This is a genomic window from Zavarzinia sp., assembly GCF_041650655.1.
Taxonomy (GTDB): Bacteria; Pseudomonadota; Alphaproteobacteria; order Zavarziniales; family Zavarziniaceae; genus Zavarzinia.
In genome coordinates, this window is record NZ_JBAZKR010000012.1 from 19,789 (window position 1) to 44,853 (window position 25,065).

Annotated in this window: 23 protein-coding genes and 1 pseudogene; 17 read left to right on the plus strand and 7 right to left on the minus strand. The window is 69.1% G+C overall.

Annotated elements, in window-relative coordinates:
• The first annotated feature begins 77 nt into the window (after positions 1–77).
• Together WC493_RS04255 and ureG are read left to right on the plus strand one after the other, a co-directional pair.
• A complete protein-coding gene (locus WC493_RS04255) occupies positions 78–1,277 on the plus strand; it encodes an AAA family ATPase (protein ID WP_373062859.1) in 1,200 nt (399 codons plus the stop codon).
• The gene (gene ureG / locus WC493_RS04260; RefSeq protein ID WP_373062861.1) at positions 1,274–1,903 is read left to right on the plus strand and encodes an urease accessory protein UreG; all 630 of its coding nucleotides are present in this window, start codon (positions 1,274–1,276) and stop codon (positions 1,901–1,903) included. Before WC493_RS04255 ends, ureG begins: the two co-directional genes overlap by 4 nt.
• A 6-nt stretch (positions 1,904–1,909) precedes the next feature.
• Here the strand turns inward: ureG and WC493_RS04265 are convergent, their stop codons facing one another.
• Positions 1,910–2,602 carry a TetR/AcrR family transcriptional regulator gene (locus WC493_RS04265; RefSeq protein ID WP_373062863.1) on the minus strand — a complete coding sequence of 231 codons (693 nt, stop codon included), beginning with the start codon at positions 2,600–2,602 and terminating at the stop codon, positions 1,910–1,912.
• Between the two features lie 155 nt (positions 2,603–2,757).
• Here WC493_RS04265 and WC493_RS04270 point away from each other — a divergent pair, with 155 nt between their 5' ends.
• The 3 genes from WC493_RS04270 to WC493_RS04280 are packed head-to-tail and all read left to right on the plus strand — an operon-like array spanning position 2,758 to position 5,307.
• Positions 2,758–3,627: an SDR family NAD(P)-dependent oxidoreductase gene (locus WC493_RS04270; RefSeq protein ID WP_373062865.1), complete on the plus strand. Its 870-nt coding sequence runs from the start codon at positions 2,758–2,760 to the stop codon at positions 3,625–3,627.
• Between the two features lie 35 nt (positions 3,628–3,662).
• On the plus strand, positions 3,663–4,481 hold the full coding sequence (locus WC493_RS04275; RefSeq protein ID WP_373062867.1) for a metal-dependent hydrolase: 819 nt from the start codon (positions 3,663–3,665) through the stop codon (positions 4,479–4,481).
• Positions 4,482–4,497: 16 nt separating this feature from the next.
• Entirely contained in the window at positions 4,498–5,307 is an 810-nt protein-coding gene (locus tag WC493_RS04280; protein ID WP_373062869.1) for a metal-dependent hydrolase, read from the plus strand.
• Here the strand turns inward: WC493_RS04280 and WC493_RS04285 are convergent.
• From WC493_RS04285 to WC493_RS04300, 4 genes are all read right to left on the minus strand, one after another.
• Positions 5,295–6,506 carry a Bcr/CflA family multidrug efflux MFS transporter gene (locus tag WC493_RS04285; RefSeq protein WP_373062871.1) on the minus strand — a complete coding sequence of 404 codons (1,212 nt, stop codon included), beginning with the start codon at positions 6,504–6,506 and terminating at the stop codon, positions 5,295–5,297. The two genes, WC493_RS04280 and WC493_RS04285, sit on opposite strands and share 13 nt — an antisense overlap.
• An 80-nt stretch (positions 6,507–6,586) precedes the next feature.
• Complete coding sequence (locus WC493_RS04290; RefSeq protein WP_373062873.1) at positions 6,587–7,471, minus strand: hypothetical protein; 885 nt, start codon at positions 7,469–7,471, stop codon at positions 6,587–6,589.
• On the minus strand, positions 7,456–8,295 hold the full coding sequence (locus WC493_RS04295; RefSeq protein ID WP_373062875.1) for a hypothetical protein: 840 nt from the start codon (positions 8,293–8,295) through the stop codon (positions 7,456–7,458). The genes WC493_RS04290 and WC493_RS04295 overlap by 16 nt, the downstream gene beginning before the upstream one ends.
• Entirely contained in the window at positions 8,292–10,187 is a 1,896-nt protein-coding gene (locus WC493_RS04300; protein WP_373062877.1) for a glycosyltransferase family 2 protein, read from the minus strand. The genes WC493_RS04295 and WC493_RS04300 overlap by 4 nt, the downstream gene beginning before the upstream one ends.
• A gap of 229 nt (positions 10,188–10,416) precedes the next feature.
• On the opposite strand from WC493_RS04300, the gene WC493_RS04305 reads away from it, so the two are divergent.
• Positions 10,417–10,827, plus strand: a complete 411-nt coding sequence (locus WC493_RS04305; RefSeq protein WP_373062879.1) for a response regulator transcription factor — start codon at positions 10,417–10,419, stop codon at positions 10,825–10,827.
• Here WC493_RS04305 and WC493_RS04310 read toward each other — a convergent pair.
• Positions 10,764–11,495, minus strand: a complete 732-nt coding sequence (locus WC493_RS04310; RefSeq protein WP_373062881.1) for a hypothetical protein — start codon at positions 11,493–11,495, stop codon at positions 10,764–10,766. The genes WC493_RS04305 and WC493_RS04310 overlap by 64 nt on opposite strands.
• A complete protein-coding gene (locus WC493_RS04315) occupies positions 11,492–12,643 on the minus strand; it encodes an alpha/beta fold hydrolase (protein WP_373062883.1) in 1,152 nt (383 codons plus the stop codon). The genes WC493_RS04310 and WC493_RS04315 overlap by 4 nt, the downstream gene beginning before the upstream one ends.
• Positions 12,644–13,270: 627 nt before the next feature.
• Here WC493_RS04315 and WC493_RS04320 point away from each other — a divergent pair.
• The 11 genes and pseudogenes from WC493_RS04320 to moaA all read left to right on the plus strand — a co-directional run bounded on the left by WC493_RS04320 (position 13,271) and on the right by moaA (position 25,030).
• On the plus strand, positions 13,271–14,137 hold the full coding sequence (locus tag WC493_RS04320) for a xanthine dehydrogenase family protein subunit M (RefSeq protein WP_373062885.1): 867 nt from the start codon (positions 13,271–13,273) through the stop codon (positions 14,135–14,137).
• Between the two features lie 19 nt (positions 14,138–14,156).
• Complete coding sequence (locus WC493_RS04325; RefSeq protein ID WP_373062887.1) at positions 14,157–14,660, plus strand: (2Fe-2S)-binding protein; 504 nt, start codon at positions 14,157–14,159, stop codon at positions 14,658–14,660.
• 131 nt (positions 14,661–14,791) lie between these two features.
• Positions 14,792–17,076 (plus strand): annotated as a pseudogene (locus WC493_RS04330) (aerobic carbon-monoxide dehydrogenase large subunit).
• A 121-nt stretch (positions 17,077–17,197) separates the two neighbouring features.
• Positions 17,198–18,076: an AAA family ATPase gene (locus tag WC493_RS04335; protein WP_373062889.1), complete on the plus strand. Its 879-nt coding sequence runs from the start codon at positions 17,198–17,200 to the stop codon at positions 18,074–18,076.
• Position 18,077: 1 nt separating this feature from the next.
• Positions 18,078–19,268, plus strand: coding sequence for a VWA domain-containing protein (locus tag WC493_RS04340; RefSeq protein ID WP_373062891.1), 1,191 nt, complete (start codon positions 18,078–18,080; stop codon positions 19,266–19,268).
• 11 nt (positions 19,269–19,279) lie between these two features.
• Positions 19,280–20,098 (plus strand): XdhC family protein, encoded by an 819-nt coding sequence (locus tag WC493_RS04345; protein ID WP_373062893.1) that lies wholly within the window; start codon positions 19,280–19,282, stop codon positions 20,096–20,098.
• A gap of 18 nt (positions 20,099–20,116) precedes the next feature.
• Positions 20,117–20,686, plus strand: coding sequence for a CoxG family protein (locus WC493_RS04350; RefSeq protein ID WP_373062895.1), 570 nt, complete (start codon positions 20,117–20,119; stop codon positions 20,684–20,686).
• A 13-nt stretch (positions 20,687–20,699) separates the two neighbouring features.
• Complete coding sequence (locus tag WC493_RS04355) at positions 20,700–21,671, plus strand: XdhC family protein (protein WP_373062897.1); 972 nt, start codon at positions 20,700–20,702, stop codon at positions 21,669–21,671.
• Entirely contained in the window at positions 21,668–23,290 is a 1,623-nt protein-coding gene (locus WC493_RS04360) for an NTP transferase domain-containing protein (RefSeq protein ID WP_373062899.1), read from the plus strand. The genes WC493_RS04355 and WC493_RS04360 overlap by 4 nt, the downstream gene beginning before the upstream one ends.
• 35 nt (positions 23,291–23,325) lie before the next feature.
• Positions 23,326–23,949 carry an OmpW family protein gene (locus tag WC493_RS04365; RefSeq protein ID WP_373062901.1) on the plus strand — a complete coding sequence of 208 codons (624 nt, stop codon included), beginning with the start codon at positions 23,326–23,328 and terminating at the stop codon, positions 23,947–23,949.
• Between the two features lie 46 nt (positions 23,950–23,995).
• Positions 23,996–25,030 (plus strand): GTP 3',8-cyclase MoaA, encoded by a 1,035-nt coding sequence (moaA, locus tag WC493_RS04370; RefSeq protein ID WP_373062903.1) that lies wholly within the window; start codon positions 23,996–23,998, stop codon positions 25,028–25,030.
• Positions 25,031–25,065 lie beyond the last annotated feature (35 nt).

A 25,065-nucleotide genomic window follows, 5' to 3' on the forward strand; every position in this document is an offset into this window, starting at 1 on the left:
CTTGGCAAGGCCACGCGATTATAGCTATCTTACCTGAAGTTATTGAATTTCTGTAACTTGGGATAAGAACCCTACAAATGGACCCGAGACGCAATCCCTACGCGCCGGGGGCGGGCACGCCGCCGCCTGAACTCGCCGGGCGCGACGAGCTGATCGAACGGGCCGCCGTGGCGCTCGATCGCATTCGCGCGGGCCGGCCGGCGCGCAGTTTCATCCTCTACGGCCTCCGCGGGGTCGGCAAGACGGTGCTGCTCAACCGCATCCGGCTGGATGCCGAGGCACGCGGTTTCAGTACGATCAGGATCGAGGCGCTGGAAGACAGGCCGCTGCCGGCGTTGCTCATTCCCAACATGCGTGCCCTTCTCCTGCGCCTGGATCGGGGCGAGGCGGCCAAGGTCGTCGCGGGCCGCGCCTGGCGGGCGCTGGCGGGCTTTGCCAAGAGTTTCAAGGCCAAGGTCGGAGACATAGAGGTCAGCCTGGACGTCGATGCGGAGCCGGGCCTGGCGGACAGCGGCGATCTCGAACTCGATCTGGCCGATCTCTTCGCCGCGGTGGGGGCCGTGGTCCGGGACCGCAAGTCGGCCGCGGTTCTCTTCATCGACGAGCTTCAATACGTCCGAGAGGGCGAATTGGCCGCGCTGATCGGTGCTCTTCACCGTGCGGCGCAGGACGGTCTGCCCGTCACCATGGTCGCCGCCGGGCTGCCGCAGCTGCTCGGCCAGATGGGACGGGCGAAATCCTATGCCGAACGGCTGTTCGAATTCGTTCCGATCGACCGCCTGCCCGATGCTGCGGCACGCGATGCCCTGAAGCTGCCGGCCGAGCGCGAATTCGTCTATTTCGACGAGGCGGCGATCGACTCCATCCTGCGGGAGACCCAGGGCTATCCCTATTTTCTGCAGGAATGGGGCAAGCACTGCTGGCAGATCGCCGACGAATCGCCGATCTCCCGCGCCCATGCCGACCGCGCGACGCTGGAAGCCCTGGCCGAGCTGGACGCGAGCTTCTTCCGCGTCCGCTTCGACCGGCTGACTCCCCGCGAGAAGGCCTATATGGCGGCAATGGCTGCGCTGGGTCCAGGTCCGCATCGTTCCGGCGATATCGCCGAAAAGCTGGGAAAAGCCGTCAGCGCCGTCGCACCGCTACGCAATTCCCTCATCGCCAAGGGCATGATCTACAGCCCGGCCCACGGCGATACGGCCTTCACCGTGCCCTTGTTCGACGCCTTCATGAAGCGCGTGGCGCCGGCCCGCGCGGAACAGGATTCCAAGCCATGACTCTGCGTAATCCCAGCGGCCCCCTGCGTGTCGGCGTCGGCGGGCCGGTCGGCTCGGGCAAGACGGCGCTGATGGACAAGCTGTGCCAGCATTTCCGGGCGCGCTACGACATCGCGGCCATCACCAACGACATCTATACCAAGGAAGACGCGGAATTCCTGACCCGTGCCGGCAGCCTGGAGGCCGAGCGCATCCTGGGCGTCGAGACCGGCGGCTGCCCCCATACCGCGATCCGCGAAGATGCCTCGATCAACCTCGCCGCCGTGGCCGAGATGCGGCGGCGCTTCCCCGATCTCGACCTCATCCTGATCGAATCCGGCGGCGACAATCTGGCCGCCACCTTCAGCCCGGAGCTGGCGGACCTGACGATCTATGTGATCGACGTCTCGGCCGGCGACAAGATTCCGCGAAAGGGCGGCCCGGGCATCACCCGCTCCGACCTCCTGGTCATCAACAAGACCGACCTCGCCCCCCTGGTGGGCGCCGATCTTTCGGTGATGGACCGGGATGCCCGGAAGATGCGGGGCGACAAGCCTTTCGTCTTCGCCCGCGCCGCCAAAGGCGACGGTGTCGCGGATATCGCCGCCTTCATCGAGCAGGCGGGTGGCCTCGCACGCCCTACTTGACCCCGACTACTTGACGAAAAGGGCGATCATCTCTTCGAGAGGCACCGGCGGCACGCCTGCCGGGTCCGCCCCGGGCGGGCCGAAGATCGCGGCCGGGAAACTGCCCAGCGCATAGGTGAGGCCCAGCGCCGCCAAGAAGCTGATCACGAAGGCTTCGAAAGAGGTCGGCGCCACGGCACCCCGGTCGCGCGCCGCCTTGAACACCGGCTCGATCGCTGCGATGCGCCGCCGGATGTGGCGCTCGACCAGCCATTCCAGCCGCTCGCCCCCGCCCGCCGCCTCGTTGAAGACGATGCGGGCATGTTCCGGGCAGACCACGCAATAGGCGGCATAGGATTGCAGCAGGGTGCGCATGACGGTGCGCGCATCCTCATAGGTGCGCGGTACATTGCCGGCGACCGTCTCCGGGAAATCGGCGAAGACGGTGTCGACCGTCGCCTCCCACAGCGCCCGCTTGGTTTTGAAGTGATAGCCGAGATGGCCCTGTTCGATGCCCGCCGCCGCGGCAATGGAGCGGACCGAGGCACCGTCATAGCCCTTGGCGGCGAATTCCGGCTTGGCCGCCTCGACGATCCGGGCGCGCAGCGCGGCCGAACGCTCGGCCCGGCTGCCCGTGGGCAGGGCCACTGCCGCCGGCAGGTCCCCGCGGGCGAGCGAGCGCAGGCGGGCCTGCAGATCGTCGAAAACCGGACGCGACACTGAAACCCCGAAACAAGCGGTCAAAGGCGCACAATGCGCAGCACGCGCGCTGGATGCAAGCCTCGGATCCCCCCCGGTTCGATTTGGAATCGGATTTATTTGTCGGTTGACATAAGTTAGGTCGAATGAGAAAACATTGGCGAGAGGAGAGACCCATGGCTCAGGACCCATTCGCCGGAAAAATCGCCGTGATCACTGGTGCCGCTTCGGGCATCGGCTTGGCGCTGGCCCGCGACTTGGCCCGCCGGGGTGCCCGTCTCGCCCTCTCGGACGTCAACATCGAACGCCTGGAAGCCGTCGCCGCCGAATTGCGCGCCGCCGGTGCCAACGCCCGGGCCGACCGGCTGGACGTCTCCGACCGTGCCGCCTTCTTCGCCTATGCCGACATGCTGGCGGGCGAGCTGGGGCCGGTCGACATCGTGATCAACAATGCCGGCGTCGCCCTGGTCGGCTCGATCGCCGCCCTGCCGCTGGATCAGATCGACTGGCTGATGGGCATCAACTTCTGGGGCGTGGTGCATGGCACCAAGGCGTTCCTGCCCGGCATGTTGTCCCGTGGGCGGGGTTCGATCGTCAATGTGTCGAGCGTCTTCGGCCTGATCGGTGTGCCCGGCCAGGGCGCCTATTGCGCGGCGAAATTCGCCGTGCGCGGCTTCACCGAGACGCTGCGCCAGGAAGTGGCCGGCAGCGGCGTCTATGTCGGCTGCGTCCACCCGGGCGGGATCAAGACCAATATCGCGGCCTCGGCCCGCACCGTCGAACTGATGCCCGGCGTCGACTCGCCCGAGGCCATGGCGCGCCGTTTCGAGGAGACGGCCCGCACCACGCCCGAGCAGGCGGCGGCCACCATCCTGCGCGGGATCGAGCGGCGCTCGCCCCGCATTCTCATCGGCGGCGACGCCAGGGTCATTTCCGGCCTCGCCCGCCTGTTCCCGGTGGCCTATTCGGCCGTCGTGCGCAAGGCGCTCGAATTCGCCACCAAGTCGAAGAACAGAAACGAAAACCCGGCCGCGGCCCGGTCCTGACGCGACCCGCCGCCGGCCCATAGGGGAGACACGACATGAGCATGGTCGAAATCAAGCCGCGCAACATCAAGTTCGCGCTGGCGGGTGAAGACAAGCGGAACTGGTTCGCCGGCAACCCGGTCGCCACCGCCCTGATGGACGGCGCCTCGATCCTCTTTCCGATCGGCGAGACCTTCTTCATCGAATCCGTGGTGCATTTCCGCGACCGCATCAGCGATCCCAAGCTGCTCGAGGAAATTCGCGGCTTCCAGCAGCAGGAAGGCATCCATTCGCGTGAGCACCGGCGTTACAACAAGGCGGTCGAAGCCTTCGGCGGCAATATCGCGGAGCTGGAGGCGCGCCTCCAGGCCGAGGTGGACGATCTCGACCGTCGCGGTGTCTCGCCCGAGTACAAGCTGGCGCTGACCTGCGCCTTCGAGCATTTCACCGCGATGCTGGCGGACGACCTGCTGGCCCATCCCGATTTCATGGCCGGCGCCGATCCCGAATTCTCGCGCATCTGGCACTGGCACGCGATCGAGGAGGCGGAACACAAGTCGGTCGCCTACGACGTCTGGAACCAGGTGAAGCCCAAGGGCCTCAAGGGTTACTGGATGCGTGTGCGCGCCATGATGAGGGCGACCCGCGTCTTCGTCGGCCAGTCGCGCTACAACGCCCGGGTCCTGCTGCGTGCCCGGGGTTACGGCGGCTTCCGCAACACGGTGCTCGGCATCTTCTATTTCTCGCTGGTGAAGCCGGGCGTGCTGCGCCGTTCGCTGCCCGCCTATCTCGCCTATTTCAAGCCGGGCTTCCACCCCTGGCAGCATGACAACCGCAACCTGATCGACAAATACAAGGCGGCCTACGAGGCCTGATCGGAGGAGAGCGACCATGGGCATGGCAGCGATCAAGCCGCGCAACATCAAATTCGCGCTGGCGGGTGAAGACAAGCGGAACTGGTTCGCCGGCAATCCGGTGGCGACCGCGGTGATGGACGGGGCGTCGATCCTGTTCCCGGTCGGCGAGACCTATTTCATCGAATCCGTGGTGCATTTCCGCGACCGCGTGAGCGATCCCAAGCTTCTCGAAGAGATCACCGCCTTCCAGCAGCAGGAAGGCATCCACTCGCGTGAGCATCGGCGTTACAACAAAGCGATCGAAGCGTTCGGCGGCGATGTCGGCCGGCTCGAACAGAACCTGAAGGACGAGATCGCGCGCTGGGACGACAGCCCGGAATTCAAGCTCGCCGTGACCTGCGCCTTCGAGCATTTCACCGCGATCCTCGCCGATGACCTGCTCGCGCACGACGATTTCATGAAGGGTGCCGATCCCGAATTCTCGCGCATCTGGCACTGGCACGCGATCGAAGAGGCCGAACACAAGTCGGTCGCCTATGACGTCTGGAACATTGTGAAGCCCAAGGGCCTCAAGGGTTACTGGATGCGCGTGCGCGCCATGATGCTGGCGACAAGGGTCTTCATCGGCCAGGTGCACCACAATGCCTTCGCCCTGCTCCACGCGCGGGGCGAGACCTCGACGCTGCGCAATGTCCGGCGCATGGCCTATTTCGGCTTCGTGAAGCCGGGCATTCTGCGCCGTGTGCTCGGCATTTACCTCGGCTACTACCTGCCGGGCTTCCATCCCTGGAAGCACGACAACCGGGTGCTGATCGAGAAGTTCCGCGCCGCCTACGAGGCCTGAGCCCCCAGCCGGACCAGCCGGTGGGCGCAAGCGCCCGCCAGGCTGAGCCCGGCGATGGTGAGCCCCATGGGGGCCGCCGTGCCGTCGTCGAAGGCCGAGACCAGGCCGCCGCCGACGGCGCCGAGCGAGAATTGCAGCACGCCGATCAGGGCCGAGGCGATGCCGGCCCGCGCCCCCGCCCGGCTCATCGCCGCCGCCATGGCATTGGCGGTGACGAAGCCGAGGCTCGAAATGGTCAGGAACAGCGGCACCAGGATCGCGAGGAGCTGCCCGGTGCCGACTGTGGCGATCACGCCCAGCACCAGCGCCGCCGCGCTGTTGGCCAGCAGCGCGGTGCCCAGGATGTGCCGCCCGGCGAAACGCTTCAACAGGAAGACGTTGATCTGGCTCGCCGCGATCAGGCCGAAGGCATTGAGGCCGAACAGCAGGCCGTAGTGCTGCGGGCTGACGCCGTAGAGCTTGATGAAGACCAGGGGCGAGCCGGTGATATAGGCGAACATGCCGGCCATCAGCAGACCGCTCGATAGCGAAAAGCCCATGAACACGGGATCGCGCAGCAATTGGCCATAGGCCGCCAGGATCGGCCCGATGCCGCCGCGCTGACGCCGTTCGGGCGGCAGGGTCTCCGGCAGCATCAGGAAGACGGCGGCCAGACAGCCGGCGCCAAAGAGCGCCAGCACGACGAAGATCCAGCGCCAGTCGGCGATCGCCAGCAATTGCCCGCCCGCCATGGGCGCCAGGATCGGCGCCACCCCCATGACCAGCATCAGGAGCGAGAAGACCCGGGCCGAATTCCGCTCGTCGAACAGGTCGCGCACCATGGCCCGGGCGATCACGATGCCGGCACAGCCGCCCAGCGCCTGCAGGAAGCGGAGCAGGGTCAGGGTCTCGATGTCGGGGGCGAAGATCGCCCCGATCGAGGCGGCGACATAGACCGCGATGCCCATCACCATGGGCAGGCGCCGGCCCAGCCGGTCGGCCAATGGGCCATGGACCGACTGGCCGATAGCGAGACCGACGAAGAAGGCGGCCAAGGTCGCCTGCACGGCCCCGCCGGTGGTCGCGAAATACGCCTCCAGCGCCGGGAAGGCCGGCAGATACATGTCGATCGAAAGCGGCGCGAAGGCGGTCAACGCGCCGAGCACGAGAATCAGGCCGGCCTCGCGGCGGGCTCTGGGCGGAGGGGATTCGGTCGGCATCGGAAAAGTCTAACGAAGCACCCGGGGGCCGACCATCGGCGGTCGCGCCGGCACCCCATGCAGTCCGCGGTGGCCGGGCTTCAGTCGGCCCAGCGGATGCGGTTGCCGCCGAGGTCGGCGGCTCGGGCCAGGGCGGCGTCGGCCCGTTCCTCGGCGGACAGGGCGGGGCTCGCGGCCGGGGCCAGCGCGATGCCGGCCGAAAGTGTCAGGCGGCGCCGGCCGTGGCCATGGGGCAGGCCCGCGCCCTCGACCCGGTCGAGCAGCCCGAGGGCCAGCCGTTCCGCCGCTTCCCGATCGTGGCCGGGACGCCACAGGGCCCAGCCCGCGCCAGGGCCCCGCACGTGCATCATGTCGCCCAGGCGAGCGGGCGCTTCGGCCAGCAAAGCGCCGATCCGTGCTTCGGCCGCCCCGGCGGCATCGGCCCCGGCCCCGGCCCGCAGCGCGCCCAATCCGTCGAGCGCCAGGGTGATCACCAGGGCCGGTCCCGCGGCCAGCAGGTGCTGGGCGCGGTAGCGTCCGGTCGCCGGGCGGAGCATGGTGTTTCCGGCCTCGAAGGGGGCCAGGTCGCGGAGCGCCAGCCGTTGTTCGGCCAGTTGCCGCTTCTCGGTCTCGAGATGGAGGCGCCGGCTGCGTTCGCCCTGCAACCGTGCGGCATGGCGGATCAAGAGGGCGAGGGCCGCGTCGTCGGCGCCGTCCTCCAGGAGTTCGACACCGGCCAGCGCGCAGGCTTCGCGCAGCGCCGCCGTCGCCGACCCTGCGATCACCGCGAAGACTGCGGGACTCTCGGCCGCCAGGGTCAGCAACGCCCCGACGGCGCCGCTTTCCGGCGCCCGCAACAGCAGAAGGGCGGCACCGGCCGCATCGGCTGGCGTTCCGGCCGAGGTGGCGTGGCCGCCCAGGCGGGCCAGCCGTGACGCCCAGGCCGCCCGGCGGGCCGGATCGGGATCGATCAGGACGATGTCCACGGCAGTCGGATCCAGTGGGCGCCGACCACGCCGGTCAAGGCGAGGGTGGCACCGAACCAGCGGACCTGCGGCGCCGGCGCCGGCTGCCTCGCCGCGGCCAGAAGCGCAGGGGCCAGGACCGCCGCCAGTTCGACCCGTCCGCCACCCAGGCCCTGCAACAGGCCGGCGGCGAGCGGCACTGCCACCAGGGCCGGGTCCGGCCGGCGCCAGGGCAGCGGGCCACAGAGCCAGACAATGGCGGGCAGGGCGCCTGCCAAGCAGGCCGTGGCCTCGCGCGCATCGAATCCCTGACCGAGACCGGCCAGGGTCAGGAAGGGTGCGCCCGGCGCCTGGCCGAAGCGGGATGCGAGCAGCCCATAGGCGGCAGCGAAGGCCAGTCCCGGGAAACCGAGGATCAGCAGGGTCGCCATCAGGCCGCGCCCGGACACCAGGGCGGCCGGCAGGCTCGCGGCGATCGCCGGCAGGACGGCGAAATCGAGGGCGGCGCCCGCCGGATGCAGGAAGGGCAGGGTGCCCAGGGCGAGGCCGGCGGTGACCAAGTCGCGGGTCGCGGGCTGCCGGCCCATGCGACCGAGCGCCGCTGCGGCCTGGGCATAGGCGAGGGCCAGGAGGCAAGCCCCGGTTCCTTCGGCCAGGGCCGCGCCGAGCCCGGGGAGGGCGAGGGCGAGGGCAGCGTTGTTGCCGGCCAGCGGCAGCAGGGCGAGCAGGACGGCGCCGAAGGCGGGCAGATCGGCCAGGCTGGCCGTCGGCCCACCGCGAAGCAGCGCCGCACCGCCGCTCGCCAGGGCCAGGCCGCCGGCCACCCGCAGGACCGTGGCTCTCACGTCACCGTCCCGGCGGAAGAGGTCCGCAATTGCCGACTCAGGCCGTGGCGGGTCTTGTCCCAGTGGAAGGGCCGGCGGATCCACTGCCAGAGGGCGCGATAACCGGCGATCGAAACCAATGCCCAATAGGGCGTCACGGTCAGCGCCCAGGGCACGAGGCCGAACCATCGTCGGCTGAGGGGCGCCAGCATTGCCAGATAAAGATAGAGGAAGTTGCCGCCGAGCCAGTTGAACAGGCCGACCACCAGCACCGGGGCCGGGAACAGCGGGTCGAGCAGCGGACTGCCGGCTACCACCCAGAGGGCGAAACAGCCCCAGACGAGGGGATTGATCAAGGCAGACAGGGCGGTGCCGCCGATGAAGAAGGCGAAGCCGAAGAAGCCGAGCGGACCGAGCCGGCGCCACAGGTCGGCCGGGCTGCGCATCTGCACCGTGAAGGTCAGCATATAGCCCTTCAGCCAGCGGCTGCGCTGGCGGATCCAATTGCCGATCTCGCAATTGGCTTCCTCGAAGGTGGTCGAGGCGATTACCCCGACCCTGTACCCCCGGCGCTGGAGCCGCAGCCCGAGATCGGCGTCCTCGGTCACGTTGAAGGGGTCCCAGGCCAGGACCTCGCGCAGCACCGCGGTGCGGAAGTGGTTCGAGGTGCCGCCCAGGGGTAGCGGCATGCCCAGCCGGTCGAGCCCCGGCAGCAGGAAATCGAACCACAGGGCATAGTCGATGGCGAACATGCGGGTCAGCCAGTTCTCTTCCGCATTGTCGAAATTGAGCCGGGCCTGCACGCAGGCGAGATCCGGCGGACCGGCAGCGAAGGCGGCGGCGGCGCGGCGGAGCTGGTCCGACTCCGGCCGGTCTTCGGCATCGAAAATGACGAGGCGTTCGCCCCGGGCCAGCGGCAGGGCGAAATTGCACGCCTTGGGCTTGGTGCGCGGCTCGGACGGCGGCACCAGGACGATGTCGAAACGTTCCGCCAGGCCGAGACGGAGGGCTTCATCCAGCGTCTCGCGATCGTCGGCCTCGAGCACCAGCTTGATGTCGAGCAGGGCAGGGGGATAGTCCAACCGGTCCAGCCCGGCGGCGAGCTGGGGCAGGACTTCCGGTTCGCGATACATCGGCACCAATACGCTGTAGCTGGGCAGGGCGTGGTCCGGCAGGGGCGGCGGTGCGGCACCGCCGGGGCGCCGTCCGGCCAGCACCAGGGCGGCGCGCAGCACCAGGTTGCCGAGGTAGAACAGGCTGACCAGCGCGCTCGACGCCGGCAGCGCCAGGTCCGGCCAGATCAGCACGGCGGCGCCGGCCACGGCCGCCGCGCCGGCCGCAGTGCGCCACTGCCAGCGGGGCGCCGGCGTTCCGGCCGAGGCTTCGGGTGTTTTGCTGCGCAGCAATTCGCGCGCCTGTTCGGTCAGCCAGGGGGATGCCGCCGCGATCAGCGCGCCCATGATCTCGGCCCTGGTCGCCACCGCGAGCCGCACCGGACCGCCCGCCAGCTCCTCGGCCAGGGCGAGGAGCCCGGCATCTGGACTGGCACAGGCATAGACCGGGCAACCGCCCTCGCGGTACCAGGGCAGCAGCAGGTGATCGGCATAGAAGCCGGCACGCGGCGCCTCGAATAATTCCGGATCGAGCGGCCGCACCGCCAGATCCGCCCGCATCAGGCCGAGGTCGCGGGCATAGAGGTCGGCGATCGCGGCCCGGGTCGGCCGGGCGCCGATCGGAAGGCAGCCCAGCAGGGCATCGGTCGGATCGGCCCGGTGCAGGCGGGCGGTATCGATCGCCGCCTCCCGCAAGGCCGCGGTGACCAGGCCGCGGGTCACCAAGACATCGCCCGCGGGACCGGCCAGGGCGCCGCCCCAGTCCCGGCGGGCCGGATCCGGCACCGCGGCGGCCGTCATGACCGCGCGATCCGGCAGCGATGGCGCCGGCGCCGCCACAACAGGATCGCGGCCGACAACAAAACCCAAAAAAGCCCTGCCAGCGGGGCAGCCAAGCCGCCCGCCGTCATCGTTCAACTCCGCGCCCCACGTCCGCCCCCGGAACAACAGCCTTAAGTCGCATACCATATTATGCTGCGCCAAAGACTGGAAACAGATAAACTATCACGATCTGACGGGGGCGCTGTCGATGTCCGACCAAACCAGGGTTCTGATCGTCGAGGACGACTGTCTTCTGCGCGAAGAACTGGCAGCCGGACTCGCCGCCAGCGGTTTCGCCGTCTCGGTCGCGGCCGACGGAAAGGCCGGGGCCCGCCTGGCGACCGAGGACGGTCCCGACCTGATCCTGCTCGACGTCGAGACACCCGGAGTCGACGGCTTGCGCCTCGCCCAGGTGGTGCGCGCCCTGGTGCCGGCGGCGGGCCTCGTGATGATGAGCGGGCACGCCTATCTGCGCACGGCGGCGCGCGATCTGCTCGGTGACATCGAGATCCTGGCCAAGCCCTTCGCCCTCGACGACCTGCTCGCCCGCTTCGCTCAGAAGCGGAGCCAGAGTGCTGCCGAGACGCCGATCTCTCGCGGAATGTCCTCACCGGCATAGGTCCAGGGCAGGCCCATTTGCAGCGACAGGCCGAACAGGCCGAGGTCCTGGACGAGCGACGGCACCACCTGGTGTTTGCGGTAGCCGCCCGGCCCGCCGTCGAGCGGCAGCTTGTTGACGAACTGGACCATGGCCAAGTCTTCCGCATCGAGCCGGAAGCCCAGGGTCAGGTCCGCCTCGAGCAGCGACGCGTCGCCGCCGAGGGAGAGCAGGGGGGCTGCCTCGGCCACCACGAAGCCCTCGAACGGTTCGGCGAAGCCGCAGCCCCACAACAGGCGTAATTCTGCCGAACTGTCACCCCCGCCGCGCAAGCGGGACTGGGCCTGGTCGAAGGGCGACAGGGTGAGGCCGGGCTGGAGCGAGACGACCTCCGCCGCGTCCTGCCACAGGCGGAGGCGGGCACCCGCGAAGACCTTGCTGAGGCCGGCGCCGGCATCGTCGGTGGTCGAAATCTCGCTCCAGGTCGGTTGCAGGATCGCGGTCATACCCTCGGCCAGGCCGAACTGGAGATAGGGGGCGACTTCCAGTTTTTCGTAACGGCCGCTGCTGCGGCTCGCCGTGGTGTTCAGGATGACGAGGCCGTGGCCCGGCTCTTCGGTCCAGGCGGCCTGCGCCGTTCCGGCCGCCAGCTGGGCGGCGAAGAGGGCGAGGGCGGCGCCGGCTCTCACGCGGCGGAGCGCAGCGCCAGCCAGTCGGCGGCGATGGTCCAGGTCGTGCGCGGCGCCTTGGAGCCGGCGAAGACGCCGGCATGGCCGCCCGGTGCTTCGGCGAACTGTTTGTCCTTGGCCGGCACCACGTCCATCACCTTGCGCGCGGCGTCCAGGGTGACGATCTGGTCCGACTTGCCGGCGATGGCGAGATAGGGGCAGGTGATGGCCGAGAAATCGCTGACCAAGCCGTCGCCCAGCTCGATCCGCCCCTTCGCCAGCGCATTGTCGAGCCCGACGCGGACCAGGAAATCCTTCACGATGCCGCCCGGATAGGCGTGCATGTCGTTGAACCACTTGGCGATGGTGCGGTTTTCCAGGAGGTATTCCCGGTCCCACAGGTTGACCAGGAGGTCGGCGTAACCTTGGAGCACGCCGATCGGATTGGTCAGCTTGAAGATGCTGGACGCCATCCAGCCCGGCATCATCAGGCGCTTCCCATCGATCTTGTCGATCCGGAACGGAGTCAGGTGGCGGATCAGGCGGGTCGGCACCTGCATCGCCTCGACCAATACGCCGGCGGTGCCCACGGCCTTGGAATCGATCGGGCTCGCGATCGTCACGATGGTGCGGATGTCGGGATCATGGGCGAAACCCTGATAGACCAGGGCGAAGAGCCCGCCCATGCAGTAGCCGACCAGGGAGACCGGCATGGTCCCGGCATGGGCACGCAATGCGGCCAGCGCGTCGGGCAGCATACGCGCGGCATAGTCGGCCAGGCCATAGTCGGCATGGCGTGCCTTGGGCGAGCCGAAATCGACCAGATAGACCCTGAAGCCCTTGGCGAGCAGGAATTTGACCAGCGAGCGGTTGGGCAACAGGTCGAAGTTCAGCGGATCGGCGGCCAGCGGCGGCACCAGCAGGATCGGCACGGCATGGTGCTGGGTCGCGACCGGCATGGTCTGGTCGCCGACCTCGATCGCGTCTTCGGCCAGCGGCGGATAGTGGCGCAGCGACATCAGCCCGCTCTGCACCACGACCTCGTAGGGGGTCTGTTCGGAGATGTCGAAATTCTCGGCGAAGAGCGTGCTCTCGACCGCGTTGCTGATCCATTGAAGGGCTCTTTCGCCCGCGAAGCTCGACGCCCTGACCAGCCTGTCCAGCACCATGAAGATCCCTACGAGATGTGTGGCGGGAACCCTCTCCCGTCATTCTTGTACGCGATACCGAACATTTCTCGATTAGCGGCGGCCGGCGGGCTTGGCAAGGGCAGCGGCGGCGGAATTGCCCCGCTGCGGGACGATCGGGCGAGGTGCCGGCGCTCCAGGGCCGGGAACAGGGAAACCGCAGCCGTGGCGGCCGGATGGCCGCCGCCGTGTCCTGGAACATCGGCCCGGTCCTTTTCGACGATTCTCCCGCCCGGCCCGGGGCCGGGCCGGGACACGACCGTCCGGGGCACCAACGCGGCCCGCCCTTGCACGAACGGCGACCCGCTGCCCCCGAATGCGCACGAAATGCGGTGGCGATCCTGGTTTTCTGCGGCGCAGCGGCGCATTCGCGACGGCAGGCGCCGGCCTGCCGTCGGGCCGCCGTTCGTGAAAGGCGGACGGTCAGACTCCGCCTTTCGTGCAGCGCCGGTGCTTCCGGGCATCGAAACGGGGCCTTGGTGAATCCTCCGTTGAGGGTGCGGCGCAGCAACGCGGACCCTTCAGTCCAACAGAACGGGCCCCCGGCCAAGAGGGGTCCGACGAGGGAACGGCCGGCACGTCCGGCCAGCGCGGGGAGGACAGGCAGGCATGATTCCAGGCTCGTTCCAATACCATCGGCCGACCACGGTCGCCGATGCGGTCAGGCTGCTGGCCGACCTCGGAGAGGATGCGCGGCCCCTCGCGGGCGGGCACAGCCTGATCCCGATGATGAAGCTGCGCATGGCGACGCCCGAACATCTGGTCGATCTCGCCGCCATCGCCGAACTGAAGGGCATCCGCCATGCGGGCGCCTCGATCGTGATCGGCGCCATGACGACGCAGAAGGAGCTGATCGCTTCCGACCTGCTGACCTCGGCCCTGCCGATCATCCGCGAAACCTCGCTGTTGATCGCCGACCCCCAGGTCCGCTACTGCGGCACGATCGGCGGCAATGTCGCCAACGGCGACCCCGGCAACGACATGCCGGGGGTGATGATGGCGCTCGACGCCAGCTATCAGATCGCCGGTTCCGCCGGCACGCGCGAGGTGAAGGCGCGCGACTTCTACTTCGGCGCCTATTTCACCGCCCTCGAACCCGGCGAGATGGTGACCGCGGTCTCCGTCCCGGTGCCGCCGGCCGGCCATGGCGCGGCTTACGAGAAGCTGAAGCGCAAGATCGGCGACTATGCCACCGCCGCCGCCGCCGTCGTCCTGACCAAGCAGGGCGGGCGCATCGCGCAAGCCTCGATCACCCTGACCAACGTCGGCCAGACCGCCCTCCTGGCCGAAGACGCCATGGCGGCGGTGCGGGGTACGAGCCTCGGCCCCGACGTGCTGGCACGCGCCGCCGCGGCCGCCGAAGCGATCACCGATCCGGCCAGCGATGGCCGGGGTCCCGCCGCCTACCGCACCAAGGTGGCCGGCATCATGGTCCGCCGGGCGCTCGAACGCGCCTTCGCCCGGGCCGCCGGCTGAACCGGAAGGAGGCAACGAGATGGCGAAAAAAATCCCCGTCAGCATGACCATCAACGGCAGGCTGGTCGAAGAGATGGTGGAGCCGCGCCTGCTGCTGATCCATTTCATCCGCGAGCAGCTCGCCCTGACCGGCACCCATATCGGCTGTGACACCTCGCATTGCGGCGCCTGCACGGTCGACCTCGACGGCATGTCGGTGAAGAGCTGCACGCGCTTCGCGGTCCAGGCCGACGGCTCGACCATCACCACGATCGAGGGCATGGCCGCCCCCGACGGCACGCTGCACGCGCTCCAGGAAGGCTTCCGCATGATGCACGGGCTGCAGTGCGGCTTCTGCACACCCGGCATGATCATGCGCGCCCACCGGCTCCTGCAGGAGAACCCGGATCCGACCGAGGAGGAGATCCGCTTCGGCATCGCCGGTAACCTGTGCCGTTGCACCGGCTACCAGAACATCGTCAAAGCCATTCAATACGCCGCGGCGAAATTGAACGGCACCCCCTTCGTGGAGGCGGCGGAATGAACGAGATCGTGGTCACCCGCGAACAGCGGGAAGAAAAGCTCCAGGGCATGGGTTGCCGGCGGAAGCGCGTCGAAGACATCCGCTTCACCCAGGGCAAGGGCAATTATGTCGACGACATCAAGCTGCCCGGCATGCTGTTCGGCGACTTCTACCGCTCGCCGGTCGCCCATGGGCGGATCCGCAAGCTCGACGTCTCCAAGGCCAAGGCCCTGCCCGGCGTCCATGCCGTGCTGACCGCAGCCGACCTGAAGCCCTTGAACCTGCACTACATGCCGACGCTCGCCGGCGACGTGCAGGCCGTGCTGGCCGAGGAGAAGGTTCTCTACCAGAGCCAGGAAGTCGCCTTCGTCATCGCCGACGACCGCTATATCGCTGCCGACGCGATCGAATTGATCGAGGCGGAATACGACGAACTGCCGGTCCTGGTCGATCCCTGGAAGGCGATGGACCCCGACGCCCCTCTGCTCCGCGAGGACATCAAGGACAAGATGGAAGGCGCCCACGGCTCGCGCAAGCACTACAACCACATCTTCTATTGGGAGATCGGCGACAAGTCGGGCACCGATGCGGTGTTCGAGTCGGCACCGGTGACGACCAAGGAGACTTTCTTCTACCACCGAACCCATCCCTCGCCGCTCGAGACCTGTCAGTGCCTGGCCTCGATGGACAAGGTGAAGGGCGAGCTCACGCTCTACGGCACCTTCCAGGCGCCGCATGTCATCCGTACCGTGGTTTCGCTGATCTCCGGCCTGCCGGAGCACAAGATCCATGTGATCGCGCCCGACATCGGCGGCGGCTTCGGCAACAAGGTGGCGCCTATGCCGGCTATGTCTGCGCCGTGGTCGCCTCGATCGTGCTGGGCCGGCCGGTGAAATGGGTCGAGGACCGGATGGAGAATCTCTCCGCCACCTCCTTCGCCCGTGACTACCACATGACGACCGAACTGGCCTCGACGGCCGACGGCCGCCTGCTCGGCATGCGCTGCCATGTGCTGGCCGACCACGGCGCCTTCGACGCCTGCGCCGACCCCAGCAAATGGCCGGCCGGCTTCATGAATATCTGCACCGGCTCCTACGACATTCCCGTGGCCCATCTCGGCGTCGACGGCGTCTACACCAACAAGATGACCGGCGGTGTCGCCTATCGCTGCTCGTTCCGTGTCACCGAGGCGGTCTATGCCATCGAGCGCGCGATGGAGGTCCATGCCCAGAAGCTCGGCATGGATTCGGTCGATTTCCGCCTGAAGAATTTCATCAAGCGCGAGCAATTCCCCTACAAGGCGGCGCTCGGCTGGGAATACGACTCGGGCGACTATCACACGGCCATGGAGAAGGCCATGGCGGCCGTCGACTACCGCGGCCTCCGGGCCGAACAGGCGGCCAAGCGCGAAGCGTATCTGCGGGGCGAGACGCGTGAGGTCATGGGCATCGGCGTCTCCTTCTTCACCGAGATCGTCGGCGCCGGCCCGTCCAAGAATTGTGACATCCTCGGTATCGCGATGTTCGACAGTTGCGAGATCCGCATCCATCCCACGGGTTCGGTGATCGCGCGCATGGGCACCAAGAGCCAGGGCCAGGGTCACGAGACGACCTATGCCCAGATCCTGGCGACCGAGCTCGGCATCCCGGCCGACGACATCACGATCGAGGAAGGCAATACCGATACCGCCCCCTATGGTCTCGGCACCTATGGTTCGCGCTCGACGCCCACGGCCGGGGCGGCCACCGCCATGGCCGCGCGCAAGATCAGGGCCAAGGCGCAACTGATCGCTGCCTACCTTCTGGAAGTCCATCACGACGACCTCGAATGGGATGTCGACGGTTTCGCGGTCAAAGGCCTGCCCGAACGCCGCAAGTCGATGAAGGAGATCGCCTGGACCGCCTATCACCAGGCGGTGCCGGGGCTGGAGCCGGGTCTGGAGGCGGTGAACTACTACGATCCGCCCAACCTGACCTACCCCTTCGGCGCCTATTTCTGCGTGATGGACATCGACGTCGACACCGGCGTGTTCAAGGTCAGGCGCTTCTACGCCCTCGACGACTGCGGCACGCGGATCAACCCGATGGTGATCGAAGGCCAGGTCCACGGCGGCCTGACCGAAGCCTTCGCCGTCGCCATGGGCCAGGAGATCCGCTACGACGATCGCGGCAACGTCATGGGGGCGTCCTTCATGGACTTCTTCGTGCCGACCGCGGTCGAGACCCCGCATTGGGAGACGGACTATACCGTCACCCCCTCGCCGCATCACCCGATCGGCGCCAAGGGGGTGGGCGAGAGCCCGCATGTCGGCGGCGTGCCCTGCTTCTCCAACGCGGTGAACGACGCCTTCTCCTTCATGGGCTCCAGCCATATCGACATGCCGCACGACTACTGGCGGATCTGGCAGGCGGCGGAACGCCTGGGATTGCATAAGTGAGGCCGCGGGGCGGCTGGTTCATCCCCTCGCCGCCCCCGCGCCGCACGGCCGAAGCAGGTGCTTACCGCCTGCTTCGGCGCCCTGCGCCCTGTCATCCGGGCGCCCGAAATTCGAGAAGACCATGACCGATCGCACCACCATCGCCGAACGTCTCGCCCGGGCCGGCTATGTCGCCGACCGCGACCTGGCGACCGCGCTCTGGCTGATGGACCTGCTCGGCCGGCCCCTGCTGCTCGAAGGGGCGGCCGGCGTCGGCAAGACGGCGGTGGCGCTCGCCCTGGCCGAAGTGCATGGCGCCCGCCTGATCCGGCTCCAGTGTTACGAAGGGCTGGACCAGAATGCAGCCCTCTACGAATGGAACTACCAGCGCCAGATCCTGGCCCTGAAGGCGCGCGAAGCCGCCGGCCAGTCGGCCGCCGAGGCGGAGGCGCAGATCTTCTCCGAGAGCTATCTTCTGGAGCGGCCCCTGCTCGCCGCGATCAGGTCGGAGACGCCGGCCGTCCTGCTGATCGACGAGGTCGACAGGGCGGACGAGGAATTCGAGGCGTTCCTTCTCGAACTCCTGTCCGATTTCCAGGTCACCATCCCGGAGCTCGGCACTCTCAAGGCGAGATCCGTGCCCCGCGTCGTGCTGACCTCGAACGGCACGCGCGAACTCTCCGACGCGCTGCGCCGGCGCTGCCTCTATCATTTCGTCGATTTCCCGGACATCGACCGCGAGGCGGCGATCGTCAAGGCGCGCCTGCCCGGGGTCGACGCCGCCCTGGCCCAGCAGGTCGCCCGCTTCGTCGCCGCGATCCGCAAGGAGGACTTGCGCAAGCTGCCCGGCGTCGCCGAGACGCTGGATTTCGTCGCCGCCCTGACCGGCCTCGGCCTCCATGATCTGGCGCGCGATCCCGACGCGGTCTACGACCTCCTGATCACGGTCCTCAAGACCCACGAAGACCGCGCCGCAATAGTGCCCGAGGTGGTCGCCCGCCTCGTCCACAAGGTGGCCTGAGATGGCACCCGCCCTGCCCGAACCGGGTGCCGCGCTGCGCCGCCGTTTCGCCGGCTTCGTCCGCGTGCTGCGCGACAACGGCTTTGCCGTCGGCCTGGCGGAGAGCGCCGATGCCCTTCGCCTGCTCGCCGATCCGGGCCTCGACCGGCCCGCGGTGGCGCGCGCCGGATTGCGCGCCCTGCTTGCCTCGCGCCGGGCCGATTTCGAGAAGTTCGGCCCGCTCTTCGATGCCTATTGGTTCGAGCGCCACCTCCGCGAGGGCGCCAAGGTGGCCGACCCGCGGCGCCGGAAGCAGGGCCCTGCGAAATCCCCCGTGCTGGCTGATAGGGGCGAGGAGGGGGCGGACGGCCCGATCCTGAAGACCGAGCGCCAGGTCACCGAGGAGGGCGACGAGGACCTGCCCGAGGGCGGCCAGGAGAAGGGCGGCGCCTCCGCCCGGGAGAAGCTGGCGCGCACCGATTTCCGCCATATCCTCGATCCCGCCGAACAGGCCCGGGTGCAGGAACTGGCGCGCCGCCTCGCCGCCGCCATGCGTGTCCGCCTGACCCGGCGGATGGAGATCGCCCGCGGCGGGCCCCGCGTCGACCTCCGCCGCACCCTCCACCGCAGCGTCGGGCGGGGCGGCGTGCCGGTCGAGCTCGTCCTGCGCCGGCGCCGGCCGAAGCCCCTGAAGCTCGTCATCCTGCTGGATGCCTCGGGTTCCATGAGCCCCTATGTGGCGCTCTTCGTCCGCTTCATCCACGGCGTCCTCGCAGGCTTCCGACAGGCGTCGGCCTTCCTCTTCCACACCCGCCTGGTCGACATCACCGATGCCATGCGCGAGCGTGATCCCGCGCGTGCCGTCGAGCGCCTCGGGCTGATGACCGAAGGGGTCGGCGGGGGAACGCGGATCGGCGACTGCCTCGCCACCTTCAACCGCTGGCACGCCTGCCGTGTCGTCCATTCCAGGACCGCCGTGCTGATCGTCTCCGACGGCTACGACACCGGCGAGGCGGAGCGGCTGGGGCGCGAGATGGCGGCCTTGCGCAGGCGGGCGCGCCGCATCGCCTGGCTCAACCCGATGATGGGCTGGCGCGACTATGCCCCGGTGGCGGCCGGCATGAAGGCGGCGCTGCCCCATCTCGATCTCTTCGCCCCGGCCCACAATCTCGAGAGCCTGGAAGCCCTCGAGCCCTATCTGGCCCGGCTCTAGGAGGCGAAGCGATGACCCCCCGCGACGTCTTCAACCTGATCCCCGACCTCCAGGCCAGGGAAACCCCCTTCGCCGTGGCGACAGTGGTGCGCACCCTCTCCGTCACCTCGGCCAAGGCCGGCGCGAAGGCCTTGATCCTCGGCGACGGCACCGTGGTCGCCGGCTGGATCGGCGGCGGCTGCGCCCGCGGCGCCACCCTGACCGCGGTCCGCGATTCGCTGGCCGACGGCTGGCCCCGCCTCATCTCGGTCCAGCCCGAGGAAATGCTGGAAGAGATCGGCGTCCATGCCGGCGACACGCGGGACGGGGTGCATTACGCGCGCAACAAATGCCCGAGCCAGGGCACGCTCTATATCTTCGTCGAGCCGGTGCTGCCGCGCCCGGAACTCGTGGTGCTCGGCACCTCGCCGGTGGCATCGGCGCTGGTCGGGCTCGCCGGCAAATTCGGTTTTCGCGTCACCGCGGCGGCGCCGGCCAAATATCACGGCGATTTCGCCGGCGCCGATCAGGTGATCGACGGCTTCGCCCTGCCGGCGCCGGCAGGGCCCCGCTACGTCGTCGTCTCGACCCAGAGCACGGGCGACCTCACGGCGCTGAAGGCCGCGATCACCGGCGAGTCCGCCTATGTCGCCTTCGTCGGCTCGCGCCGCAAGATCGCCTCGCTGATCGAGGACCTGCGCGGCGAGGGCGTGCCCGAGGAGCGCCTGGCCGCGGTGAAGGCACCGGCCGGCCTCGACATCGGTGCGATCACGCCGGAGGAGATAGCCCTCTCGATCCTCGCCGAAATCGTCTCCCACCGCCGCAAGGGCGCAAAGCCCGCACCCGAATAACGAAAGGAAACATCTGCCATGGAAATGAACGGATCGCAGCGCGTCAACGCCCCGCCGGCCAAGCTCTGGGCCGCGCTGAACGACGTCGAGGTGCTGAAGGCCTGCATTCCCGGCTGCGAGCAGATCGCCAAGACCAGCGACACCACGATGGAAGCCCTGGTCACGCTTCGCGTCGGCCCGGTGAAGGCCTCCTTCAAGGGCAATGTCAGCTTCTCCGACATCGATCCGCCCCGGGGCTATACGATCAAGGGCGAAGGCAACGGTGGCTCCAACGGCCAGGCCAAGGGCACCGCCAAGGTGCGCCTGGAACCGGCCGGCAAGCAGACCATCCTGCATTACACGGTGACCGCCGAGGTGAGCGGCAAGCTCGCCCAGCTCGGCGCCCGCCTGATCGACGTCACCGCGAAGAAGCTGGCCGACGACTTCTTTATGAAGCTCGGCGACATGGTGGCGCCGCCGACCGCCGACATCATCGCGGAGCGCGAGGCCAGGCAGTGGGTGGTGATCCGCGTCTTCCGCGCCATCTTCCGCTTCATCAAGCGGCTGTTCGGCGGCGGCCGGACGCCGAGCGGCAAACCGGTCGCCTGAGCGGAGCCGGGACATGGAACGCGACGCGATCCTCGACCAGGCCGCCTCATGGGCCGGCCGTGACGGGATCGCCGCGCTGGCCACGGTGATCGAGACCTGGGGCTCGGCACCGCGGCCGGCCGGCAGCCTGCTGGCGGCGGACCGGACCGGCAATTTCGTCGGCTCGGTCTCCGGCGGCTGTGTCGAGCGCGCGGTGATCGAGGCGGCGCTCGAGAGCATGGACGAGGGCCGCCACCGCATGCTCGAATTCGGCGTCGCCGATGCCGACGCCTGGGCCGTCGGCCTCGCCTGCGGCGGGCGCATCCGCGTCCTGGTCGAGCCCCTGCCGGCGGGCGGCGAATTCGAGGCGCTGCGCCGGGCGCTGGCAGAGAAACGCGCCGCCGTCTTCGACACCGACCTCGAAACCGGGCGCCACGCGCTCCGTTACCCCGAAGGCGACGCCGCTGCCGCCGCCGTGATCGCGAAGGACCGTGCCACCCTGAGCGAGGACGGCCGGCATTTCCTGAACCCCTTCACGCCGCCGCTCCGCCTCGTGCTCATCGGTGCCGTCCATATCGCGGAGGCCTTGGCCCCGATGGCAGCGCTGGCCGGTTTCGCCGTCACCATCGTCGATCCCCGGCGCGCCTTCGCCAGACCTGAGCGTTTCGCCGGGGCGACCCTGGCGACCGGCTGGCCGGACGAGGTGCTGCCCGGCCTCGGCCTCGACGAGCGGACCGCGCTCGTCACCCTGACCCATGATCCCAAGATCGACGACGTGGCGCTCGTCAACGCCCTGTCGTCCCCGCTCTTCTACATCGGCGCCCTCGGCTCCGGCCGGACCCACGCCGGCCGGCTGCGCCGCCTGGCCGAAGCGGGCTTCGACGCGGCGGCGCTATCCCGCATCCACGGCCCGGTCGGGCTCGACATCGGGGCACGCAGCCCGGGCCAGATCGCCGTCGCCATCCTGGCCCAGGCGACCGGCGTCCTGAACGGGAGCCTGCCATGATCTTCGCCGCCCTGCCCCCCGCCGAGGTCGAAGGCGCCATCCTGGCGCACAGCCGGGTGGTCGCCGGCCAGGCCTGGAAGAAGGGCCGCCTGCTCTCCGCCGCCGATGCTGCGCTATTGGCGGCCGAGCGGCGTGAACCGGTATTCGTCGCCCGCCTCGAAGCCGACGACGTGCCGGAGGACGAGGTGGCGCGCCGCCTCGCCGCCGCGATCTGCGGGCCCGGCGCGGTCGCCACTGCCGCCTTCACCGGCCGCGCCAATCTCTATGCCGAGGGGCCGGGCCTCTTCTGCGTCGACGCCGGCAGGATCGCGGCGATCAATGCGGTCGACGAGGCGATCACCGTCGCCACCCTCGCTCCCGACGAGATGGTCGAAGCGCGCCAGATGCTGGCCACCGTGAAGGTCATGCCTTTCGCCGTGCCCCGGCCCCTGGTCGAACGGGCGCTGGCGGCGGCCGGCAACGGACGGGCGGTGGCGGTCGATCCCTTCCGCCCCTTGACCGCCGCCCTGATCGTCAGCCGCGACGGGACGACCAAGGAGTCGGTGATCGACAAGACAATGGCCGCGATGAAGGCCAGGCTCGCCGCGGTGGGCGGCACGATCGCCGACTGCCTGGTGGTCGAGCACCGGCCGGAAGCGATCGCGGCGGCGATCCGTGCCGCGGCACCGGCCGATCTCCTGCTGATCGCGGGCGCCCATGCCGTGATCGACCGGGCCGACCATATCCCGGCCGCCCTGGTCGCGGCGGGGGGCGAGGTGCTGCGCTTCGGCATGCCGGTCGATCCGGGCAATCTCCTCCTCCTCGGCGCGCTGCGCGGCCGGCCGGTGATCGGCGTGCCGGGCTGCGCCCGCAACCTGAAGCTCAACGGCTTCGACTTCGTGCTGCGCCGGCTCGCCGCAGGCGTCCCGGTCGACGGCGCGGCACTCGCCGGGATGGGCGTCGGCGGGCTGCTCAAGGAAACCGCCATCCGCGCCCGCAGTGGCGATTGCCCGACGCCGCCGCCGCCGCGGGCGCCGCGCCTCGGTGCCCTGGTACTGGCGGCCGGGCGCTCGTCGCGCATGGCCGAGGCCAACAAGCTGACGCTCGATCTCGGCGGCAAGCCCTTGCTGCTCCATGCCGTCGACGCGGCGCTGGCGGCCGGGCTCGATCCCGTCGTGGTGGTCACCGGGCACGATGCCGACAAGGTCGCGCCGCTGCTGGCCGGGCGGCCGGTCACCATGCGGCACAATCCCGACTATGCCGAGGGCCTGTCGTCCTCGCTCCGCACCGGGGTCTCGGCGCTCGGGGCCGAGATCGACGGCGCCTTCGTCATGCTGGGCGACATGCCGCGCGTCACGGCCGAGCATCTGGCCCGCCTCGCCGCCGCCTTCGCGCCGGATGAGGGGCGGGCGATCGCGGTGCCCACGGTGGGCGGGCGCTGGGGCAATCCGCTGCTCTGGGCGCGGCGCTTCTTTCCTGCCATGGCGGCGCTCGACGGCGATCGGGGTGCCCGCCTGCTGGCCGCCGCCAATCCGGATTGGACGGTCGAAGTGGCGATGGCCGACGACGGCGTCCTGATCGACCTCGACACGCGGGCGGACTACGCCGCCGCTCGGGGTGGCGGGGATCTGTCTGCGTAACCGAAGACAACGAGAATTCTGGGAGGAATCACGGCATGAAGAAGACGATGTTCACGGCGGCCCTGCTGACGGCTGCCGCAATCGCTGCCACGGCCCAGGCGGCCGATCAGAGCCCCTGGCAGATCCGCGGCCGCGCGCTGATCGTGCTGCCGGAGGAGGACCTGACGGGGGTCAGTCCGTCCATCCCGACGCTCGACGTCTCGATCAGCGACTCGGTGGTGCCGGAACTCGACATCACCTATTTCTTCACCAAGAACATCGCGGCCGAGCTGATCCTGGGCACCACGCCGCATAACGTCGACACCTCCGGCCCGAAGCTGGACCTCGGCCACATCTGGTTGCTGCCGCCGACCCTGACCCTGCAGTATCACTTCGCGCCCGAGGGCAAGATCCGGCCCTATATCGGCGCCGGCGTGAACTACACGATCTTCTACGGCCAGGGCGGTGAAGGCCCGGGTGTCACCGATGTCAGCTACGACAACGGCTTCGGCTGGGCGCTCCAGGCCGGCGTCGACATGCCGATCAGCGAGCATTGGATGCTGAACGTCGACGTGAAGCAGATCTTCCTGTCGACCACCGCCACCGTGAACGGCGCCATCAAGGCCGACGTCGACATCAATCCGCTGCTGGTCGGCTTCGGCGTCGGCTACCGCTTCTGACGGTTCCGGGCCGGCGAGGCGATCGCCGGCCCCAAGGAATGACGGCATGGCTCATCAAAACGACATCACGCGAAAGCGCGGCACCCCGGGGCTGGCGGACCCCTTCGGCCGCAGGATCACCTATCTCCGCGTCTCGGTCACCGACCGCTGCGACTTCCGCTGCCTCTATTGCATGGCGGAGGAGATGCAGTTCCTGCCCAAGGCCGAGGTATTGAGTTTCGACGAACTGGACCGGCTGTGCGCCGCCTTCGTCCGCCAGGGTGTCCGCAAGCTGCGCCTGACCGGGGGCGAGCCCCTGGTCAGGCGCGACATCCTGGACTTCATCCGCGGCCTGTCGCGCCACCTCGCGGCCGGCACGCTCGACGAACTCACGCTGACCACCAACGGCAGCCAACTCGCCCGCCATGCCGAGGCGCTGGCGGCGGCCGGCGTCCGCCGGGTCAATGTCTCCCTCGACAGCCTCGACCCCGCGCGTTTCGCCGCCATCACCCGGCGCGGCCGGCTCGATACGGTGCTGGAGGGGATCGCGGCGGCCAAGGCGGCGGGCCTTGCCGTGAAGCTCAACGTGGTCGCCCTGCGCGGCCTGAACGAGGAGGAATTCGCCGCCATGGTGCTCTGGGCCCACGGCCGGGGCCATGACATCAGCTTCATCGAGACCATGCCGCTCGGCGACGTCGATGGCGACAGGACCGACCATTACCTGCCCCTGACCCGGGTACGGCGCGCGCTCGAACGCCATTTCACCCTGCAGGAGAGCGGCTACCGCACCGGCGGTCCGGCGCGCTATGTCACGGTGGCCGAGACCGGCGGGCGGATCGGCTTCATCACCCCGCTCACCCATAATTTCTGTGAGAGCTGCAATCGCGTGCGCCTGACCTGCACCGGCCGCCTCTACCTCTGCCTGGGTCAGGAGGATTCGGTCGACTTCCGCGACGCCCTGCGCGGCGGCGTCGCCGATCCCGCCCTGGACGCCATGATCCGCGCTGCCATGGGCCACAAGCCGAAGGGGCACGACTTCATCATCGACAGAAACCACGGGACCCCGGCGCTGAGCCGCCACATGAGCGTCACCGGTGGCTGAAGCCGGTAGCCTCCGGTCAACCGCATGTCGCGGTT

What these genes read in the sequence shown, in the direction of transcription:
- WC493_RS04255 (WP_373062859.1), top strand. Translation starts at nt 78, where the DNA reads ATGGACCCGAGACGCAATCCCTACGCGCCGGGGGCGGGCACGCCGCCG.
- ureG (WP_373062861.1), top strand. Translation starts at nt 1,274, where the DNA reads ATGACTCTGCGTAATCCCAGCGGCCCCCTGCGTGTCGGCGTCGGCGGG.
- WC493_RS04270 (WP_373062865.1), top strand. Translation starts at nt 2,758, where the DNA reads ATGGCTCAGGACCCATTCGCCGGAAAAATCGCCGTGATCACTGGTGCC.
- WC493_RS04275 (WP_373062867.1), top strand. Translation starts at nt 3,663, where the DNA reads ATGAGCATGGTCGAAATCAAGCCGCGCAACATCAAGTTCGCGCTGGCG.
- WC493_RS04280 (WP_373062869.1), top strand. Translation starts at nt 4,498, where the DNA reads ATGGGCATGGCAGCGATCAAGCCGCGCAACATCAAATTCGCGCTGGCG.
- WC493_RS04285 (WP_373062871.1), bottom strand. Translation starts at nt 6,506, where the DNA reads ATGCCGACCGAATCCCCTCCGCCCAGAGCCCGCCGCGAGGCCGGCCTG.
- WC493_RS04300 (WP_373062877.1), bottom strand. Translation starts at nt 10,187, where the DNA reads ATGACGGCCGCCGCGGTGCCGGATCCGGCCCGCCGGGACTGGGGCGGC.
- WC493_RS04305 (WP_373062879.1), top strand. Translation starts at nt 10,417, where the DNA reads ATGTCCGACCAAACCAGGGTTCTGATCGTCGAGGACGACTGTCTTCTG.
- WC493_RS04315 (WP_373062883.1), bottom strand. Translation starts at nt 12,643, where the DNA reads ATGGTGCTGGACAGGCTGGTCAGGGCGTCGAGCTTCGCGGGCGAAAGA.
- WC493_RS04320 (WP_373062885.1), top strand. Translation starts at nt 13,271, where the DNA reads ATGATTCCAGGCTCGTTCCAATACCATCGGCCGACCACGGTCGCCGAT.
- WC493_RS04325 (WP_373062887.1), top strand. Translation starts at nt 14,157, where the DNA reads ATGGCGAAAAAAATCCCCGTCAGCATGACCATCAACGGCAGGCTGGTC.
- WC493_RS04335 (WP_373062889.1), top strand. Translation starts at nt 17,198, where the DNA reads ATGACCGATCGCACCACCATCGCCGAACGTCTCGCCCGGGCCGGCTAT.
- WC493_RS04340 (WP_373062891.1), top strand. Translation starts at nt 18,078, where the DNA reads ATGGCACCCGCCCTGCCCGAACCGGGTGCCGCGCTGCGCCGCCGTTTC.
- WC493_RS04345 (WP_373062893.1), top strand. Translation starts at nt 19,280, where the DNA reads ATGACCCCCCGCGACGTCTTCAACCTGATCCCCGACCTCCAGGCCAGG.
- WC493_RS04350 (WP_373062895.1), top strand. Translation starts at nt 20,117, where the DNA reads ATGGAAATGAACGGATCGCAGCGCGTCAACGCCCCGCCGGCCAAGCTC.
- WC493_RS04355 (WP_373062897.1), top strand. Translation starts at nt 20,700, where the DNA reads ATGGAACGCGACGCGATCCTCGACCAGGCCGCCTCATGGGCCGGCCGT.
- WC493_RS04360 (WP_373062899.1), top strand. Translation starts at nt 21,668, where the DNA reads ATGATCTTCGCCGCCCTGCCCCCCGCCGAGGTCGAAGGCGCCATCCTG.
- WC493_RS04365 (WP_373062901.1), top strand. Translation starts at nt 23,326, where the DNA reads ATGAAGAAGACGATGTTCACGGCGGCCCTGCTGACGGCTGCCGCAATC.
- moaA (WP_373062903.1), top strand. Translation starts at nt 23,996, where the DNA reads ATGGCTCATCAAAACGACATCACGCGAAAGCGCGGCACCCCGGGGCTG.